Origin of the sequence: Halalkalibacter urbisdiaboli (assembly GCF_002156385.1) — a bacterium.
GTDB classification, from domain to species: domain Bacteria; phylum Bacillota; class Bacilli; order Bacillales; family Bacillaceae_D; genus Halalkalibacter_A; species Halalkalibacter_A urbisdiaboli.
In genome coordinates this window covers 696,007-713,602 of sequence record NZ_MVJM01000001.1, presented here as the reverse complement: position 1 = coordinate 713,602, position 17,596 = coordinate 696,007, and the positions used below count along the sequence as shown (strand labels likewise).

Sequence of the window (17,596 nt, the reverse complement as noted above, 5' to 3'; positions counted from 1 at the left end):
ACGTATATTACTAGTAGGGAAAGTCGTATGCAGGCGTTAACTGTTTTAAGTGGGAGCAGCATTCTGCTCCAATTAGGGTGGCACCACGGGTTAACTCTCGTCCCTGATGTTTTGACATCAGGGATGGGAGTTTTTTTATGTCACCTGAATAAAAAAGGTAGGAGGTAAGTGCATGAGTCAAATTCAAATTCCACGTGGGACTCAAGATATTTTGCCTGGCGAAATAGAGCTTTGGCAATACATAGAGGCGAAAGCGAAGGATATCTGTCGACGTTATAACTATCATGAGATTCGTACCCCGATTTTTGAACACACTGATTTATTCCAACGGGGTGTAGGCGATACGACTGATATCGTTCAAAAAGAAATGTATACGTTTGAGGACCGCGGAAAAAGAAGTATTACCCTTCGTCCTGAGGGAACAGCAGCGGTCGTACGTTCATTTGTTGAGAAAAAGTTATATGGTAATACAAACCAACCAACTAAGCTTTTTTATACGGGACCCATGTTTCGTTATGAGCGCCCTCAATCAGGAAGAATGCGTCAATTTGTCCAGTTTGGTGTTGAAGCTTTAGGTAGTGATGATCCTGCTATCGATGCTGAGGTACTTGCCTTAGTGATGAGCATTTATTATGAGCTAGGGTTAAAGGATATTAAGCTTGTTATTAATAGTCTAGGGGATAAACAAAGCCGTGAAGCACATCGACAAGCTTTGATTAATCATTTTAAACCAAGCATTCAAGAGTTTTGTGAAGATTGTCAAGGAAGACTTGAAAAAAACCCATTGCGTATTCTTGACTGTAAAAAGGACCGAGAGCATCCATTAATGGCAACAGCCCCTTCTATTCTTGACTATTTAAACGAAGAATCAAAAGCGTATTTTGAAAAGGTTAAAGGATTCTTAGATCAAATTGGGATACGTTATGAAGTGGATCCAACGTTGGTACGTGGACTAGATTATTATAATCATACTGCATTTGAAGTAATGGCCGAAGGGGAAGGCTTTGGCGCCATTACAACACTATGTGGAGGTGGGCGTTATAACGGTCTTGTAGAGGAAATTGGCGGTCCAGCGACGCCAGGTATCGGTTTTGCATTTAGTATCGAGCGTTTGATTATGGCATTAAAGGCTAAAAAGCTAGAGTTGCCTTTTGAACAAAAGGTTGATTGCTATCTTGTTTCGTTAGGCGAACAGGCTAAAGATAAAACTGTTGAACTACTTTATCAGCTTCGTGCTGCTGGAGTTAGTGCAGACAAAGATTATTTGGATAAAAAGATGAAGGCTCAGTTTAAAGCAGCAGATCGTCTTAAAGCTTCATATACAGCGATTCTTGGTGATGATGAGTTGGCCAATAACCGTATAAATGTGAAAAATATGGAGACAGGAGAGCAAGTGGAAATTACGCTTGATTCGTTTATTGACCATATGAAACAACAAATTGAAGGAGGACACGCATAATGTTAGGAAGAACACATCATTGTGGAACACTTAGTAAAGAAACAGTAGGACAAACCGTTCAGTTAAAGGGATGGGTACAAAGACGACGTGATTTAGGACAAGTTATATTTCTAGATCTTCGCGACCGTTCGGGTATCGTTCAAGTGGTTTTCAACCCAGAAATTAATGGGGAAGCATTACAGACGGCTGATAAAGTTCGTAATGAATATGTTATTGAAGTGGAAGGTAACGTGGTTTTACGTGAACAAGAAACAGTAAATGAAAAAATTCCAACAGGAAAAATTGAAGTGCAAGCACATACGATAAATATTTTAAATGCTTCAAAACCTGTGCCATTTGCGATTGAAGATGCGACAGAAGTATCTGAGGATATCCGTTTGAAATATCGTTATTTAGATTTACGACGTCCAGATATGCAAGAGACATTTAAGCTTCGCCATCGTGCAACAAAGCTTATTCGTGATTTTCTAGATCAAGAGGCTTTTCTTGAAATTGAAACACCAATGTTGACTAAGAGTACACCTGAGGGAGCACGTGACTATCTCGTGCCAAGCCGTGTACACCATGGTGAGTTTTATGCTTTACCTCAGTCTCCACAGTTATTTAAGCAACTATTAATGGTTTCTGGTTTTGAGCGCTATTATCAAATTGTTCGTTGTTTCCGTGATGAAGATCTTCGTGCTGACAGACAGCCAGAATTTACACAAGTCGATATTGAGACGTCATTTATGGATAAAGAAGATTTAATTAGCATGATGGAAAAAATGATGGCAAAAGTGTTAAAAGAAACGAAGGGTGTAGAAGTTTCTCTTCCATTCCCACGTTTAACCTATGATGAAGCAATGAATCGTTATGGTTCGGACAAGCCTGATACACGTTTTGGAATGGAGTTAAATGACCTTTCTGATGTCGTTAAAAATACAGAATTTAAGGTGTTCCAAAGTGCTTTAACGAGTGGGGGCATCGTGAAGGGTCTAACACTAAAAGGTGGCGCCGAGCTGTTATCACGTAAAGAAATTGATGCATTAACTGATTTTGTTAAGCAATACGGTGCAAAGGGCTTAGCATGGTTGAAGATGGAAGAGGATGGACTTAAAGGACCAATTGCTAAATTTTTTGAAGGTGAGCAAGGTGACGCTTTAGTTCAAGCGATGGGTGCTGAAGCTGGAGACTTATTATTCTTCGGAGCGGATAAGAAGCAAGTTGTGTTTGATAGCTTAGGTGCACTACGTTTAAAGCTAGGAAAGCAATTTGATTTAATTCAAAAGGATGTCTTTAATTTCCTTTGGGTCGTTGATTTCCCTCTTGTAGAATATGATGAAGATGCAAAACGTTTTGTAGCCCTACATCATCCGTTTACAAGTCCTAAGAAAGAAGATATGGCATTACTTGAAACAGACCCGGCAAGCGTCCGTGCGGATGCCTACGACCTCGTTTTAAATGGTTATGAGCTTGGAGGAGGCTCACAGCGTATTTATCAAAGAGATATTCAAATGCATATGTTTAAGGCTCTAGGTTTTTCTGAGGAAGAAGCACGTGAGCAATTTGGGTTCTTACTAGATGCGTTTGAATACGGTACGCCTCCACATGGTGGAATTGCACTAGGTCTTGATCGGATGATTATGTTACTAGCTGGTCGTACAAATCTTCGAGACACGATTGCATTCCCGAAAACTCAAAGTGCAAGCGATCCATTAACGAATGCACCAGGTGAAGTAAGTGTTGATCAACTACTTGAGCTAAACCTTTCTATTATTGGTAAGAAATCAGAGTAAATGTTTTGGTGGTGTCTTAAAGGGGTCCCTTTAAGACACCTTATTTTATGCTTTTCATGACCTCGTTCGAATCAAATAAGCGAGTAGTAGCTTTAAATAAAATGAGTAGCTAAGCCTGTTTTTATTCGTTTGACAACAAATAAAAACAGACGTATAATCAGCTTCAAACGAAATAGGGCACTAATAAACTTAGAATGGCAAGATGTGTAGAATAAAGAAAATTTCTTGCTCAAACAAGGTAACTAAGAGTCATTCTAAACAAACAAATAAGAGAGGCATAAACACCTTTCCAAGCGGAGAGGTTTTTTCTTTTAAAGAGGGAGAGAGTGGAACATGTTAAGAATTGGACTCATTGGATTTGGAACAGTTGGTAGTGGTGTATATGAACGAATCAATCGGTCTAGTGATGTGATTAAGGAACGCCTTGGTGAAAAATGTAAGGTTGTCGCGATTCTAGTTAAGGATGAACTAAAAAAGAGAGAGGTTAAATTAGAAGATGCTCTTGTTACTGTGGATTGGGAGGAATTTCAACAAGCAGGGCCTTTTGATATCATTTTTGAAGCTATTGGTGGAATTGAACCAGCATTCCGCTATACGTCATCCTTTCTTGAAATAGGTGTACCTGTCATTACTGCCAATAAAAAGCTAGTAGCTGAACATGGTCATGAGCTGGAAGCATTAGCTGAACATAATGATACATATTACGGTTTTGAGGCTGCCGTTGCAGGAGGTATTCCAATTATTAATACATTAAAGGGACTGCTAACAACGACAGGGATTTCCCGTGTTTCTGGAATTCTTAATGGAACGACGAATTACATGCTAACCGAAATGATTGACAATCATCGCAGCTTTGAAGATGTACTTATAGAAGCCCAGAAGCTTGGGTATGCGGAGGCAGATCCGACCGATGATGTAGAAGGCTTTGATGCATGGTACAAAATTAGAATATTAAGTCGATTATGTTTTGGAACTTGGCCTAAAGCAAATTCATTTTCTTGTCAGGGACTATCTAACTTAGAAGATTGGCATGCTGAGGTTGGTGAACGAATTGGTCTGAAACTTAAACTAATTGGTGAAGCGGTGTATTTTAATAATGGGGTTAAAGGCTCAGTTTCTCCTGCGTTTTTAACGAAAAGTGAGCCTCTTGCAAATGTATCGGGTGTAACAAATGGAATCGCATTAGAAGGAAGCGATATTGACCAGTTGTTACTAATTGGACCTGGAGCAGGAAAGGAAGCGACTGCAAATAGTATGGTTGAAGATTTTCTTTTTCATACATGCTATCAAGGTGGACGTGTTTCTACCGCAGGAGAACTTGCAACTGAAAAGCCATCAAGTTATACGCTTCTGTTTGTAAAACAAGCAGAGCGTGAAGAGGCATTACAGTGGGTAAAGGATCAATTCATCCAGGTGGTCGATACATATTCCCATCCAGAGGGCGAAGCGTGGCTTGTACCGTCTGTTTTTGATATCGCCCCACATATTCCTAGCTACCAGGTATTCGGTGAAATTCGACGAAGCTATCAATCAACGCAAATCGGGACGTTCTAATTTTAATTGTTTATAAGCCTCTATCAGCTTAAGAGGCTCTTCTTTTATGTAAAATGTTCGAACACCACTTGATGTATGTAAATATAGAAAACCCATTGCGTTTTTATCTGGCCTTTTTCGGAAGGAAATATCGAAAATCGCCGCAATTGGATAGGTTTCATTTTTGACTGTCAATTTATCTGAAAACAGAGTCATTTTGTAAGACTCTTCCACAATACGCTTTTCTGTCCAACCAATTTCTTGTTTTACTTCTATACAAGTTTGAGTCGCAAGAATATCCATGAAAAAGCTCCTCTTTTTTTAGATAGTTAGTGGTGTCTAATTAATAGAGACCTGAATCGCAGCTCCGTACGCTACTACTACGAGAACCCCACTCATGTAGTAGCGACTTTGCGTATTACTTCGAGATTATCCCAAAAGAAAAAAATCGACTTTGGGGATAACCTCTCTTTCTTAAAACTGTATCACATGAAGAATAGAAACACCAAGAACAGTAAAAATATAAAAAATACTGAAAGCGCTTGCAAGTGTGGTTTTGTTATGATAACATAAAAAGCAAATAAGAGTCCTGAGATGTACGTGGAACGCTATCAGTTTTGAGCCAACACTTTTGAAACGGGAGCTTAACGTTAGTGATTGGATTACAAGCCTTCATTGCGTAGAGGACGTAAAAAAATCATTGCAAAGCACCCACCTGCTAGCGCAGGTTCAAAACGAAGGAAATACGGCATATTTGGGATTCTTAGACTACATCCTTTGTAAAATCTATCAAAAAAACAGTCTAACACAGTATTAGGCTGTTTTTTGTCGTGTTCAAACGAGTGCATTACTTTAAAGTTTTTGGTATGATGTCATAAATGACTGGTTTTCTGAAAATTTTAGCGTGTTCGACTGTTATAATAGCATGGTTAAAGGTTAAACCTAGAAATAATGATTTCATACTTTTTGCCGAAGCAGGAAAAACTCGACATAGAATTGGGTAACCATAAGAGTCGAATCGAATGGGAACTTATTTTTCTTTAAAGTGGAAAACCAGGGATTTTACTAAAAAGAAAGAAAGGTGGAGGCTACATGCCACAACAGATTGGTGTCATTGGTTTAGCAGTCATGGGGAAAAACTTAGCCCTAAATATTGAAAGTAGAGGATACAGTGTGTCCGTATACAATCGTTCCTCTCAAAAAACAGAGGAGTTTTTAACAGAAGCTCAGGGAAAAAACGTCGTAGGTACATATTCAGTTGAGGAGTTTGTTAATTCTTTAGAAAAACCACGCCGGATTATGATCATGGTTAAAGCAGGTGGACCAACGGATGCAACAATTGAGCAATTAAAGCCACTTCTTGATAAAGGTGATGTCATTATCGATGGTGGTAATGCTTATTTTGAGGATACAATCCGTCGTAACAAAGAGTTAGAAGAAGCAGGTATTAATTTTGTCGGAACAGGTGTATCTGGTGGAGAAGAGGGAGCGCTAAAAGGACCTTCAATTATGCCAGGTGGTCAAAAGGATGCGTATGAACTTGTAAAACCGATATTTACTGATATTTCTGCAAAAGTAGATGGAGATCCATGTTCTACATATATTGGTCCAGATGGTGCAGGGCACTATGTGAAAATGGTTCATAACGGAATTGAATATGGGGATATGCAGCTAATTACAGAAGCGTATATGCTTATGAAGGAAGTTCTTGGTTTAAATGCTCAGGAGCTTCATGAAACATTTGCTGAGTGGAATAAAGGCGAGCTTGATTCATATTTAATTGAAATCACAGCGGATATCTTTACAAAGGTTGACGAAGAAACTGGTAAGCCATTAGTTGATTTAATCCTAGATACAGCTGGTCAAAAGGGTACAGGTAAGTGGACAAGCCAAAGTTCATTAGATTTAGGTGTCCCTCTTTCCATTATTACGGAATCAGTTTTCCAACGTTTTCTTTCAGCAATGAAGGAAGAGCGTGTGAAAGCAAGCAAAATTCTTAACGGACCGAAGACAACACCTTTTGATGGTGATAAGAAAGACTTTATTGAAAAAATTAGAAGAGCTCTATATGCAAGTAAAATTTGCTCTTATGCCCAAGGTTTTGCTCAAATGAAAGCAGCATCTGAAGAGTATAACTGGGATTTAAACTATGGGGATATTGCGATGATTTTCCGTGGCGGATGCATCATTCGTGCTCGATTCCTTCAAAATATTAAGGATGCGTATGATAAGAATCCAGGTTTAACTAATTTATTATTAGATTCATATTTCCAAAAGAGTGTGGAAGAATATCAAGATGCTTGGCGTGAAGTTGTTGCAGAAGCAATCAAGCGCGGTATTCCAGTTCCAGGTTTTGCAAGTGGATTAGCGTATTTTGATAGCTACAGAACAGCAACTCTTCCTGCAAACTTATTACAAGCGCAAAGAGACTATTTTGGTGCACATACGTACCAACGAATTGACAAAGAAGGAACATTCCATACAAATTGGATGGAATAACATGTTAAATGCTCCTAACTTTCATGTAAGTCTCATTGAATAAACCATACGTGTAGGAGGAGTAAATCATGTTGCATCAATTTTCACGAAATGAATTAGCGATTGGCCATGATGGCTTAGAGCAGTTAAAGAATAGTACGGTAGCTGTATTAGGAATTGGTGGCGTTGGTTCTTTTTCTGCAGAGGCTCTTGCACGTTCAGGAGTAGGACGACTCGTTTTAGTTGATAAAGATGATGTTGATATTACGAATGTTAATAGGCAAATCCATGCTTTACTTTCAACAGTAGGTCGTCAAAAGGTTGAATTGATGAAGGAACGAATTGCCGATATTAATCCAAATTGTGAAGTAATTGCGCTAAAAATGTTTTATACGGAAGAAACGTATGAACAATTCTTTAGCTATAATTTGGATTATGTAATTGACGCAAGTGATACAATTTCGTATAAAATTCACCTAATGAAGCAATGCCTAGAACGGAAGATTCCGATCATTTCAAGTATGGGCGCTGCAAATAAAATGGATCCGACACGTTTACGAATTGCTGATATTTCCAAAACCAGCTATGATCCAATTGCAAAGGTCATACGTACTCGGTTGAGAAAAGAAGGTATTCGTAAAGGTATCGAGGTAGTGTTCTCCGATGAACAACCAATCAAAATCAGGGAAGACATTCGTAAAGAAATTGTTCCTGATGCTGCAGAAGAGGGAACCATTCGTAAAGCGAAAATGCCCCCATCTTCAAATGCATTTGTGCCATCGGTAGCTGGTTTAATTATGGCTGGCCATGTCATTACAAAGTTGTTAAAGGATATCACGATTTCTAGATGAAAACAAAAAGGCTTGCTCAAAAGTGTAAAACTTAGGGCAAGCCTTTTTTCATTTTTTCTATTGACCACCTTGTGGCCTTACATCTCTTTCACCTTGTCCAATCTTTTCGATTCCTATTTGCTCTTGTGCATCTAATTGGATTTTCTTTTCTGTTAACGCCTCTTTTTTAAAATTTAAATCCGGTTGAACATTGTTGTTTCGATAGGCTTGTTCGTTCCAGTCTCCCAATTAAGTCACCTCCAAAATGTATTCATATGTAGTATGTGTAAGGTGTATAGGTTTATTAAGAACTTTTTGTAAATGTAAAAAGCTTCATTGTAAAAAAAACATAAATCTACTATACTTGTTTTATTAAGTGATCTGATGACCTTATCTCTTAGAGGAGGAAAGATAGATGAATGTTTCGTTATTTATCACATGTCTTGCGGATGTGTTCTATCCAGGTGTAGGAAAAGATACCGTTGAAGTTCTTGAACGATTGGGGTGTAAGGTTGATTTTCCGGCACAACAAACGTGCTGTGGCCAGCCTGCTTATAATAGTGGTTATCATCGTGAATCAAGAGATGTAGCAAAAAATATGATCCGTGTATTTGAACAATCCGAGTACGTGGTCGCACCATCGGGATCTTGTGCATCGATGATACATGAATATCCACATTTATTCGAAGCGGACCCTGAATGGAAAGAAAAAGCCGAGGCACTTAAGGCAAAAACGTTTGAATTTACGCAATTCCTCGTTGATGTATTAAAAGTGGAAGATGTAGGAGCAAGTCTACCGGTAAAGGCGACTTATCATACTTCCTGTCATATGACAAGACTTCTTGGAGTCAAAGATGCACCGTCCAAATTATTAAAAAATGTAGAAGGTCTTGAATTTACAAGCTTACCTAATAAAGAAATTTGTTGTGGTTTCGGTGGGACGTTTTCTGTAAAAATGGTTCCGATTTCAGAGCAAATGGTGAATGAAAAAATAAGTCATATTGAGGAAACAAATTCTGAAGTATTGATTGGAGCAGATTGCGGTTGCTTAATGAACATTGGTGGACGAATTGACCGTCAAGGAAAGCCAATTAAGGTTATGCATATTGCCCAAGTATTAAACCAAGAAACAAAATAGGAGGTGAATGGATTATGGCAATGAAAATAGGAGATATAGAATTTCACGGTCGTGTAGATAAAGGCCTCAAAAACGAATTTATGCGAAATGCAATGGTTTCTGCACAAGAGCGGCTAAAAAATGCACGTTTAAACGCAGCAGAAGAGCTTGGTAATTGGGAAGATTGGCGAGATTTATCAGAGGAAATTAGACAGCATACGTTAGAGAATCTTGATTATTATTTAGAGCAACTTACTGATAATGTTATTAAAAAAGGTGGTCATGTTTTTTTTGCTCAAACAGCTGAAGAAGCAAATGACTATATTAAACATGTTGCTGCTGAGAAACAGGCAAAAAAAATCATTAAATCTAAATCGATGGTGACAGAAGAAATAAGTATGAATGAAGCACTTGAATCGCTTGGCTGTGAAGTCATTGAAACGGATTTAGGTGAATACATTCTTCAAATTGATGACCATGACCCACCTTCGCATATCGTAGCGCCTGCGCTTCATAAAAATAAAGACCAAATTCGTGATACGTTTCGCGATAAAAAAGGCTATCAGAATTCCTCAAAACCGGAGGAGCTCGCCCTATTTGCGCGAGAGCAGCTACGGCAAGAATTTTTGGATGCAGATCTTGGCATTACAGGTTGTAACTTTGCGGTTGCTGAATCAGGTAGTATTTCACTTGTCACGAACGAAGGAAATGCCCGATTAGCCTCATCATTACCGAAGACGCAAATTACTGTAATGGGAATGGAACGAATCGTGCCGACGTGGGAGGAATTAGAAGTGCTCGTCAGTATGCTTTGTCGAAGTGCGGTCGGACAAAAGCTTACGAGCTATATTACAGGATTGACAGGTCCTAAAGAAGAAGGAGATATAGACGGACCTGAGGAATTTCATCTTGTCATAGTTGATAATGGTCGATCTGATATTTTAGGGACAGAATTTCAATCCGCACTTCAATGTATTCGTTGTGCAGCCTGTATTAATGTATGTCCGATTTATCGCCATATCGGTGGCCACTCGTATGGCTCGATTTATCCCGGCCCAATCGGTGCGGTACTTTCACCACTATTAGGCGGTTATGATGATTATAAAGAACTTCCTTATGCATCAAGCTTATGTGGAGCTTGTACAGAAGCCTGTCCGGTTAAAATTCCGTTGCATGACTTACTCGTTAGACATCGTCGGAATATGGTTGAAGAACAAGGCAAAGGTTCCTTTGGTGAAAAGTTAGCGATGAAAGGCTTTGCAATGGCGATGTCAAATCCGAAGCTCTATAGTGCTGGTTCAAAGTTTGCACCAACAATGATGGGACCGCTTGTAAAGGATGGAAAAATCACAAAGGGACCTGGCCCAGTTAAACCTTGGACGGATATTCGTGACTTTCCAGAGCCAAGCAAGGAATCGTTTAGTCGATGGTTTTCGAAGCGTGGGAAAGGAGACCGCTCATGACAGGAACAGTTCAAAATAAAGAAAAGTTTTTAAATCAAATTGCAAAAAGCCTTGGTCGCAAGCGACGCAAAACTGGTGTTGAACGCCCTGTATGGAAGAAGCAGCCGCAATATGAGGTATTTAAAGGAGAGACTCAAGAACAATTAGTTGAACGGCTAAAAGAACAGTGTAAAAGAATTCACACACGGTTTGAACAGACAACGTTAGAAAACCTACCAATAATGCTTGGAGATATTATTGAAGATTTCGAGGGAAAGCGGATTGTTAATTGGAAGGATGAAAGATTTGAACAATATGGTTTAAGTTCTTTCTTTGAAGGTTTAGAACATGAAGGGAAATCTATTCACTTTTGGGATGTAGAAAAAGGTAGAGCGAATATTGAAATTGCAGAAAAAGCAGATATCGGAATTACGTTTTCGGATATGACACTTGCTGAATCAGGGACGGTTGTCCTTTTAAGTGATTCAAATAAAGGAAGGTCGGTTAGTTTATTGCCAACTAGTTATATTGCCATTATTCCAAAAAGTACAATAGTACCTCGGATGACACAAGCTGCTTCAAAGCTACATGAGTTAGCTTTAGAAGATGGTCGGTTTCCTTCCTGTGTTAACTTTATATCAGGGCCAAGTAACAGTGCCGATATTGAAATGAATCTGGTTGTTGGTGTACATGGTCCGGTTCGTGCTTGTTATATTGTTGTAGAAGATCAATAGAAAAAAGCTGCTCCAAGTAACATTGGAAGCAGCTTTTTCGTTGTTATTTTGCGATTTTTTCTAAATTGCCGTTCTTATCCATCTTGAAAGCAGCGTTTGAGAGAGGCTCTTCATCCTCTAAAATAGCCATTCGGCGAGCGCGGTTCATAATTTGGATAAGAGACTGATAATCTTCTTCAATAATACTATTATCCTGCTTGATTTTTTGTAATTCTTTCTCAAGCTCACGGTTTCTTGTCATTAATTCCATATTTTCTTTAAGTAGTGCTTCATTTTCCTTCTGAAGGCGTGTTTGCGATTGACCCGATTGAGAGAGTGATTGAAGGTATTGAATCACTGAATCAATTGATAATTCGGATGAAGCCTCAGTTTGAAAAGAAGGCTGTTGCTGGATCATACTCCACATCGGCTTATTAGGTGTATAATAGCTAACAGAAGCTGCACGTTTTCTTTCTTTTCTTTCTTTTTTCGCTTCTGCTATTTGTTTAATATAACGTTGACGAACAACGGCATTCCAGCGGAACCCGCAAGCAGCTGATGTCCGATTCAATTCATCCCCAACTTCATCAAACGCACGTAATTGAGTGCTACCTTCACGAATATGCTTTAACACTGTTTCTGCTAGTAAAACATCATCTTCATGTGACCATGCATCTTGTCTAACTTTCATTCTTTTCATCTCCTCATTTCGATTATGTTGTCCTGTTAGTTTCTACTCTTTCCAAAATGAGGAGGGTGTATACAAGTATGATAGAAAAAATATTAAATTAATTTACTTTTTTTGTAACTTTTCATAGACCTCTGCTAAAGTTTGTTCGAATTTTCCTGTTCGTTTTGGTTCGTAATACCGTTTTCCTTTTATTGAATTAGGTAAATACTGCTGCTTCACCCAGCCGTGTTCATAGTCATGAGGATACTTGTATTCGATACCGCGACCAAGCTGTTTTGCTCCACTATAATGCGCATCCTTTAAATGCTTTGGCACATCCCCGATATGACCGTTTCGAATATCCGCAAGAGCTTCATCAAGCGCTTTGTAGGCTGTATTCGATTTAGGGGATAAACAAAGCTCTACAACAGCATTGGCTAAAGGAATCCTCGCTTCTGGCAGGCCTAAACGTTCAGAAGCTTCAATTGCTGCTAAAGTTCGCGGCCCTGCTTGTGGGCTCGCTAGACCTATATCTTCGTAAGCAATGACTAATAAACGTCGATTTATGCTTACTAAATCTCCGGCTTCAATTAATCTTGCTAAATAATGAAGAGCGGCGTTGACATCACTTCCCCGAATTGATTTTTGGAACGCAGATAGTACATCATAGTGTGCATCACCATCTTTATCATGGTGAAAACTCTTTTTTTGAATACAAGATTCTGCGGTTTTTAAGGTGATTGTTTTAACTTTATCTTCGTCTGGAAAAGTGGATAAAACAGCAAGCTCTAGACCATTTAAAGCTGAACGAACATCGCCTCCACAGGCAAAGGCAAGATGTTCAATTGCTTCAGTAGTAATGGAGATTTTTTCATTTCCGTATCCATTCTCTTTATCATTTAATGCGCGCCTTAATGCAGCCTCAATATCCTTTTCATTTAAACGTTCTAATTCAAAAATTTGACAGCGACTGCGGATTGCTGGATTAATAGAATGAAAGGGATTTGCCGTTGTTGCCCCAATTAATATAATTAAACCACTTTCAAGATATGGGAGCAGGAAATCTTGTTTACCTTTATCAAGACGGTGAACTTCATCTAGAATCATAATTAAGCCTTTATGCATTTTCGCCTCTTCTACTGCAATTTCCATATCTTTTTTATTATTAACAACGGCATTTAACATTTTAAATGGGGTGTTTGTACTTCCAGCAATGGCACGGGCAATTGATGTTTTTCCGATTCCTGGTGGGCCGTATAAGATCATTGATGAAAGATGCTTGGCATCAATCATTCTCCGAAGAAGCTGCCCTTCTCCAAGTAAATGCTCTTGTCCAATCACATCTTCAACTTTGGTTGGCCGCATACGGTAAGCTAATGGCTGCTTTCTCATGAGCTCAACTCCATCTCTTTCTAATGTACCATTAGTGTAATAGATTCGTTTTGGAAAAGCCAATGTTGTAAGCATTTCGTTATATCACACCATTCGGGGAGAAATTCATGCTATAATAGCAAAGAATTACAGAAAGAAATCCATACTATGGCAAAAGGAAATAGATGTCGGTGGATGCTTTATACCTGTAATGCGCTTGAATTTGCGTTTATGATACGAGCTTGAACTCGGAAGGGCCCCATGGATGTACTGTATCTTGGATATGAACGATAAAGGTTGGTCTAAGAATAATTAATTCCTATTGGATTTTAACAAAAGAACGTCCAAAAATTGGTGTATTTTTAAAGGTGATTTTCTTGAGCTGTTTATTGACTTATTATTATGCTTATTCCAGATCCGACTGGTTAATGGATTCGGAGTGTAATGTAATGGAGATCGTACTAGCTTGTGGATGGTACATATTTGTTTAGGAATCGGCTCTGTTGTGTAAGGGTGCGTTGCCTCTATGTCAGTGAGTCGTTGATTTTATACTAGAAAGAGGGGTTCATAATGAAGATTTCAACAAAGGGACGTTACGGGCTAACAATTATGATGGCATTGGCGAAAAGATCAGGAGAAGGACCTATTTCTTTAAAATCGATTGCAAAGGAATACGATTTATCCGAGCATTATTTAGAACAATTGATCGCGCCGCTCCGTAATGCGATGCTTGTTAAAAGTGTTCGTGGAGCATATGGCGGTTATATGCTTGCCAAAGAGCCGAGTGAAATTACAACAGGTGACATTATTCGTGTCCTTGAGGGGCCAATTAGTCCAGTAGAAGTACTGGATGATGAGGAACCGGCAAAGCGGGATTTATGGATTAAAATCCGTGATGCGGTCAAGGAGGTTCTTGATAACACAACATTAGAGGATATGGCAAATTTTGAAGACAAAGGTGACCAGGAATACTATATGTTTTATATTTAATCGTGCAATGTGCATCGAACTATTACATCATTAATAGTAGGTGCCATTGCTTTTATTTTTTAAGGCACAATTTTTTGACTCTTTTATCGGTTCCGTATACAATAGTCATCATGCTATCATAGCATTAAGACCGTAAAGAAGGTGAAAGGCATGGAGGTTATTTATGTGGATCACGCAGCCACATCACCCGTTCATCCAGATGTTATTAATGAAATGCTCCCATTTTTTAATGAACATTACGGCAATCCATCGAGCATTCATCAAATCGGGCGAAGAGCTCGTCAAGCGGTGGATGAGGCACGGAATGTTATTGCAAAGCTGCTTCAAACAACGCCTCAATCTCTAGTTTTTACAAGTGGCGGGACAGAAGCGGATAACTTAGCTCTATTTGGTGCGGCTTTTTCACAACAGGAAAAAGGGAAGCACATTATTACAACGAAAATCGAGCATCACGCCGTATTGCATACATGTCAGCAATTAGAAGAGCTTGGATTTGAGGTAACATATCTCCCAGTTGATGAAACAGGGAAAATCAGTGTGCAAGGTTTGCAGAATGAACTTCGTGATGATACGATTCTCGTTTCCATAATGTATGGAAATAATGAAGTCGGAACGGTTCAACCAATCAATCAAGTTGGTGAGCTTTTACGGGAGCATCAAGCGTTATTTCACTGTGATGCTGTACAAGCTTGCGGAGTGATACCTTTAAATATGAATGAGCTACCCGTAGATTTGTTATCTATTTCAGCACATAAAATCAATGGTCCTAAAGGGATCGGTTTACTATATATCAAAGAGGGGATTCATCTTCAACCAAGTTTATACGGTGGAGAACAGGAGCGAAAACGTCGTGCCGGAACAGAAAATGTTGCAGGCATTGTTGGCTTTTCAAAAGCGATGCAATTAACGAACGAAGCTGTTCAACAAAAAACGGAAAAATATCAACAATTATCATATCTTTTTTATCAACGGTTAGAGGAAGAACAAGTGGAGTTTTTTGTTAATGGTCATCAGTCTGATCGTTTGCCACATATTTTTAATGTTAGCTTTCCGAATATAAATATAGAGTCTTTATTAATGAATCTTGATTTGGCTGGGATTGCTGCTTCAAGCGGTTCAGCTTGTACTGCTGGTTCGGTTGAGCCATCCCATGTTCTTCTAGCGATGCATGGTGATAAAAAGGAACGAGTAGAGTCTGCGATTCGATTTAGCTTTGGATTAAATAATACAATTAAGCAAATAAACTTTGCAGCGAGTGAGACTGCTAAGATTGTAAAAAGGTTACAACAGCAATCGATGTTTATTGATTAAACAGTAAGGAAAGGAGTGAATCAGATAAATGAGTAAGCGTCCTGAAGATACGAGAGTTGTCGTCGGAATGTCTGGTGGCGTTGATTCGTCTGTAACCGCTTTGTTGTTAAAAGAGCAGGGTTATGATGTGATTGGAATTTTCATGAAAAATTGGGATGATACTGACGAGAATGGATTTTGTACGGCAACCGAGGATTATGAAGATGTTATTCGTGTATGTAATCAAATTGGCATTCCTTATTATGCTGTCAATTTTGAAAAGCAATACTGGGATAAAGTTTTTACGTACTTTCTTGAAGAATATAAGGCTGGTCGAACACCAAATCCTGATGTAATGTGTAATAAAGAAATTAAGTTTAAGGCATTTTTAAACCATGCATTAACCTTAGGAGCAGACTACGTGGCAACTGGTCATTATGCTCGTGTTGAAGAGCGGGAAGGTGAGGTTGTTCTTTTACGTGGCGTTGATGAAAATAAAGATCAAACCTACTTCTTAAATGCTCTTTCCCAAAAGCAACTATCAAAAACGATGTTTCCCATCGGGCATCTGCCGAAAAAAGATGTCCGTGAGCTCGCTCTAAAAGCTGATTTGGCGACGGCAAAGAAAAAAGATAGTACAGGGATTTGCTTTATTGGTGAACGTAATTTTAAAGAGTTTTTAAGTGAATACTTACCAGCTCAACCAGGAAATATGGAGACAGTAGAAGGCGAAGTAAAGGGAAAACATGATGGTTTAATGTATTATACACTTGGCCAACGTCAGGGACTTGGAATTGGTGGATCGGGGGAACCTTGGTTTGTTATAGGAAAGGACCTAGAACGTAATGTATTACTTGTTGGGCAAGGCTTCCATCATGAAGGTTTATACTCGGAGGGACTTGATGCCATTGGGATGAACTGGATTTCGGAAACGCCTATAAACACTGAATTTATATGTACAGCAAAGTTCCGATATCGTCAACCTGACCAAAAGGTAACGGTGTACCCAAAAGAAGATGGTCGAGCAAGAATATTCTTTCACGAACGACAACGAGCTGTTACACCAGGACAAGCTGTTGTGCTCTATAATGGAGATGTTTGTCTTGGCGGAGGAACGATTGACCATATTATAAAAAAATGGGAAAATGCCTAGTTTGGTATTTTCCTTTTTTCTCTTTTGTGACCAACCAATTTTTTAGTAAACATGGTATGATTCAAAAGGAAAGCTTTCATGAAAATGTAGCAGGAGGTATGAAGTTATGAACGAAAATGAACAAGGGATTGCCTATATGAATGAACAAAACTATGAAGAAGCTGCCAAAGCGTTCAATGCAGCAATTGAAAAAGCGCCGAAAGATGAGACTGGCTACATAAACTTTGGAAATTTGCTAGGAATGATTGGTGAATATGAGCGAGCGTTAAAATTTTTTGATAAGGCAATTGAGTTAAATGAACATGCTGCAACTGCTTATTATGGCGCTGGAACCATTTATTACAAACAGGACCAATTTGAAGAAGCTGCAAAAATGTTTAAGCAAGCTTTAGCAGAAGACTTAGATGAAGCTGATGTTCATTTTATGCTCGGTATGAGCTATTATCAGCTTGGAGCGTTGCCGCACGCCCAAGCAATGTTTTTACGTGCGATTGAGTTAAATGAAGCGGATGTTGATGCTCGCTTTCAATATGCGCTTTGCCTAGCTCAATTGGAACAGATTGATGAAGCAGTTGTTCAACTTGAGCAGGTAGTTGCCGAAAACGAGAACCATGCAGATGCTTATTTTAATCTGGGCGTGGCCTATGCTTATCAAGAGAAAACAGAACAGGCATTAACTGCATTTAATCAGGCTCTACAAGTCCAACCAGATCATGTATTAGCAGCGAATGGCAAAAGGGCGATTGAGCAAGCCTTGAAGTAAGGGTGATAAGGA

16 protein-coding genes, 1 other RNA gene and 1 other annotated feature (1 of these 18 cut by a window edge) are annotated in these 17,596 nt (G+C 39.0%); of the genes, 13 read left to right on the top strand and 4 right to left on the bottom strand.

Translation table 11 applies throughout. The features are described from left to right. Positions 1-108 (top strand) — a binding site (T-box leader); it begins 119 nt to the left of the window's first position. Positions 109-172: 64 nt separating this feature from the next. The 3 genes from hisS (at position 173) to B1R93_RS03685 (ending at position 4,788) form a co-directional block, all read left to right on the top strand. Next, positions 173-1,459, top strand: a complete 1,287-nt coding sequence (gene hisS, locus B1R93_RS03695) for a histidine--tRNA ligase (RefSeq protein ID WP_088102613.1) — start codon at positions 173-175, stop codon at positions 1,457-1,459. Beyond that, positions 1,459-3,234, top strand: a complete 1,776-nt coding sequence (aspS, locus tag B1R93_RS03690) for an aspartate--tRNA ligase (protein ID WP_088102612.1) — start codon at positions 1,459-1,461, stop codon at positions 3,232-3,234. The genes hisS and aspS overlap by 1 nt, the downstream gene beginning before the upstream one ends. A 333-nt stretch (positions 3,235-3,567) precedes the next feature. Further along, on the top strand, positions 3,568-4,788 hold the full coding sequence (locus B1R93_RS03685; RefSeq protein WP_088102611.1) for a homoserine dehydrogenase: 1,221 nt from the start codon (positions 3,568-3,570) through the stop codon (positions 4,786-4,788). On the opposite strand, the gene B1R93_RS03680 is transcribed toward B1R93_RS03685, so the two are convergent. After that, positions 4,765-5,070: a hypothetical protein gene (locus B1R93_RS03680; protein WP_088102610.1), complete on the bottom strand. Its 306-nt coding sequence runs from the start codon at positions 5,068-5,070 to the stop codon at positions 4,765-4,767. The genes B1R93_RS03685 and B1R93_RS03680 overlap by 24 nt on opposite strands. A gap of 280 nt (positions 5,071-5,350) precedes the next feature. On the opposite strand from B1R93_RS03680, the gene ssrS reads away from it, so the two are divergent. The 3 genes from ssrS to B1R93_RS03665 all read left to right on the top strand — a co-directional run bounded on the left by ssrS (position 5,351) and on the right by B1R93_RS03665 (position 8,096). Beyond that, a non-coding RNA gene (ssrS, locus tag B1R93_RS03675) (6S RNA) lies at positions 5,351-5,532 on the top strand. Positions 5,533-5,859: 327 nt separating this feature from the next. Continuing rightward, entirely contained in the window at positions 5,860-7,266 is a 1,407-nt protein-coding gene (gene gndA / locus B1R93_RS03670) for an NADP-dependent phosphogluconate dehydrogenase (RefSeq protein WP_088102609.1), read from the top strand. Positions 7,267-7,334: 68 nt separating this feature from the next. Beyond that, positions 7,335-8,096, top strand: coding sequence for a tRNA threonylcarbamoyladenosine dehydratase (locus B1R93_RS03665; protein WP_088102608.1), 762 nt, complete (start codon positions 7,335-7,337; stop codon positions 8,094-8,096). 57 nt (positions 8,097-8,153) lie between these two features. Here the strand turns inward: B1R93_RS03665 and B1R93_RS22895 are convergent, their stop codons facing one another. Beyond that, on the bottom strand, positions 8,154-8,324 hold the full coding sequence (locus tag B1R93_RS22895; protein WP_165763714.1) for a hypothetical protein: 171 nt from the start codon (positions 8,322-8,324) through the stop codon (positions 8,154-8,156). Positions 8,325-8,490: 166 nt separating this feature from the next. Here B1R93_RS22895 and B1R93_RS03660 point away from each other — a divergent pair, with 166 nt between their 5' ends. The 3 genes from B1R93_RS03660 to B1R93_RS03650 are packed head-to-tail and all read left to right on the top strand — an operon-like array spanning position 8,491 to position 11,368. Beyond that, positions 8,491-9,213, top strand: a complete 723-nt coding sequence (locus tag B1R93_RS03660) for a (Fe-S)-binding protein (protein WP_088102607.1) — start codon at positions 8,491-8,493, stop codon at positions 9,211-9,213. Between the two features lie 14 nt (positions 9,214-9,227). Next, positions 9,228-10,655 carry a LutB/LldF family L-lactate oxidation iron-sulfur protein gene (locus B1R93_RS03655; RefSeq protein WP_088102606.1) on the top strand — a complete coding sequence of 476 codons (1,428 nt, stop codon included), beginning with the start codon at positions 9,228-9,230 and terminating at the stop codon, positions 10,653-10,655. Next, positions 10,652-11,368, top strand: coding sequence for a LutC/YkgG family protein (locus B1R93_RS03650; protein WP_088102605.1), 717 nt, complete (start codon positions 10,652-10,654; stop codon positions 11,366-11,368). The genes B1R93_RS03655 and B1R93_RS03650 overlap by 4 nt, the downstream gene beginning before the upstream one ends. A 43-nt stretch (positions 11,369-11,411) precedes the next feature. Here the strand turns inward: B1R93_RS03650 and B1R93_RS03645 are convergent, their stop codons facing one another. Together B1R93_RS03645 and B1R93_RS03640 are read right to left on the bottom strand one after the other, a co-directional pair. Next, positions 11,412-12,038, bottom strand: a complete 627-nt coding sequence (locus B1R93_RS03645) for an RsfA family transcriptional regulator (protein ID WP_088102604.1) — start codon at positions 12,036-12,038, stop codon at positions 11,412-11,414. 102 nt (positions 12,039-12,140) lie between these two features. Continuing rightward, entirely contained in the window at positions 12,141-13,409 is a 1,269-nt protein-coding gene (locus B1R93_RS03640; protein WP_088103393.1) for a replication-associated recombination protein A, read from the bottom strand. Positions 13,410-13,958: 549 nt separating this feature from the next. Between B1R93_RS03640 and cymR the strand changes: the two genes are divergently transcribed. The 4 genes from cymR to B1R93_RS03620 all read left to right on the top strand — a co-directional run bounded on the left by cymR (position 13,959) and on the right by B1R93_RS03620 (position 17,584). Next, positions 13,959-14,378 (top strand): cysteine metabolism transcriptional regulator CymR, encoded by a 420-nt coding sequence (gene cymR, locus B1R93_RS03635; RefSeq protein WP_088102603.1) that lies wholly within the window; start codon positions 13,959-13,961, stop codon positions 14,376-14,378. Positions 14,379-14,528: 150 nt separating this feature from the next. Then, positions 14,529-15,689, top strand: a complete 1,161-nt coding sequence (locus B1R93_RS03630) for a cysteine desulfurase family protein (RefSeq protein WP_088102602.1) — start codon at positions 14,529-14,531, stop codon at positions 15,687-15,689. Between the two features lie 28 nt (positions 15,690-15,717). Beyond that, the gene (gene mnmA / locus B1R93_RS03625) at positions 15,718-16,821 is read left to right on the top strand and encodes a tRNA 2-thiouridine(34) synthase MnmA (RefSeq protein WP_088102601.1); all 1,104 of its coding nucleotides are present in this window, start codon (positions 15,718-15,720) and stop codon (positions 16,819-16,821) included. 106 nt (positions 16,822-16,927) lie between these two features. Next, complete coding sequence (locus B1R93_RS03620) at positions 16,928-17,584, top strand: tetratricopeptide repeat protein (RefSeq protein ID WP_088102600.1); 657 nt, start codon at positions 16,928-16,930, stop codon at positions 17,582-17,584. The last annotated feature ends 12 nt before the right edge of the window (positions 17,585-17,596 follow it).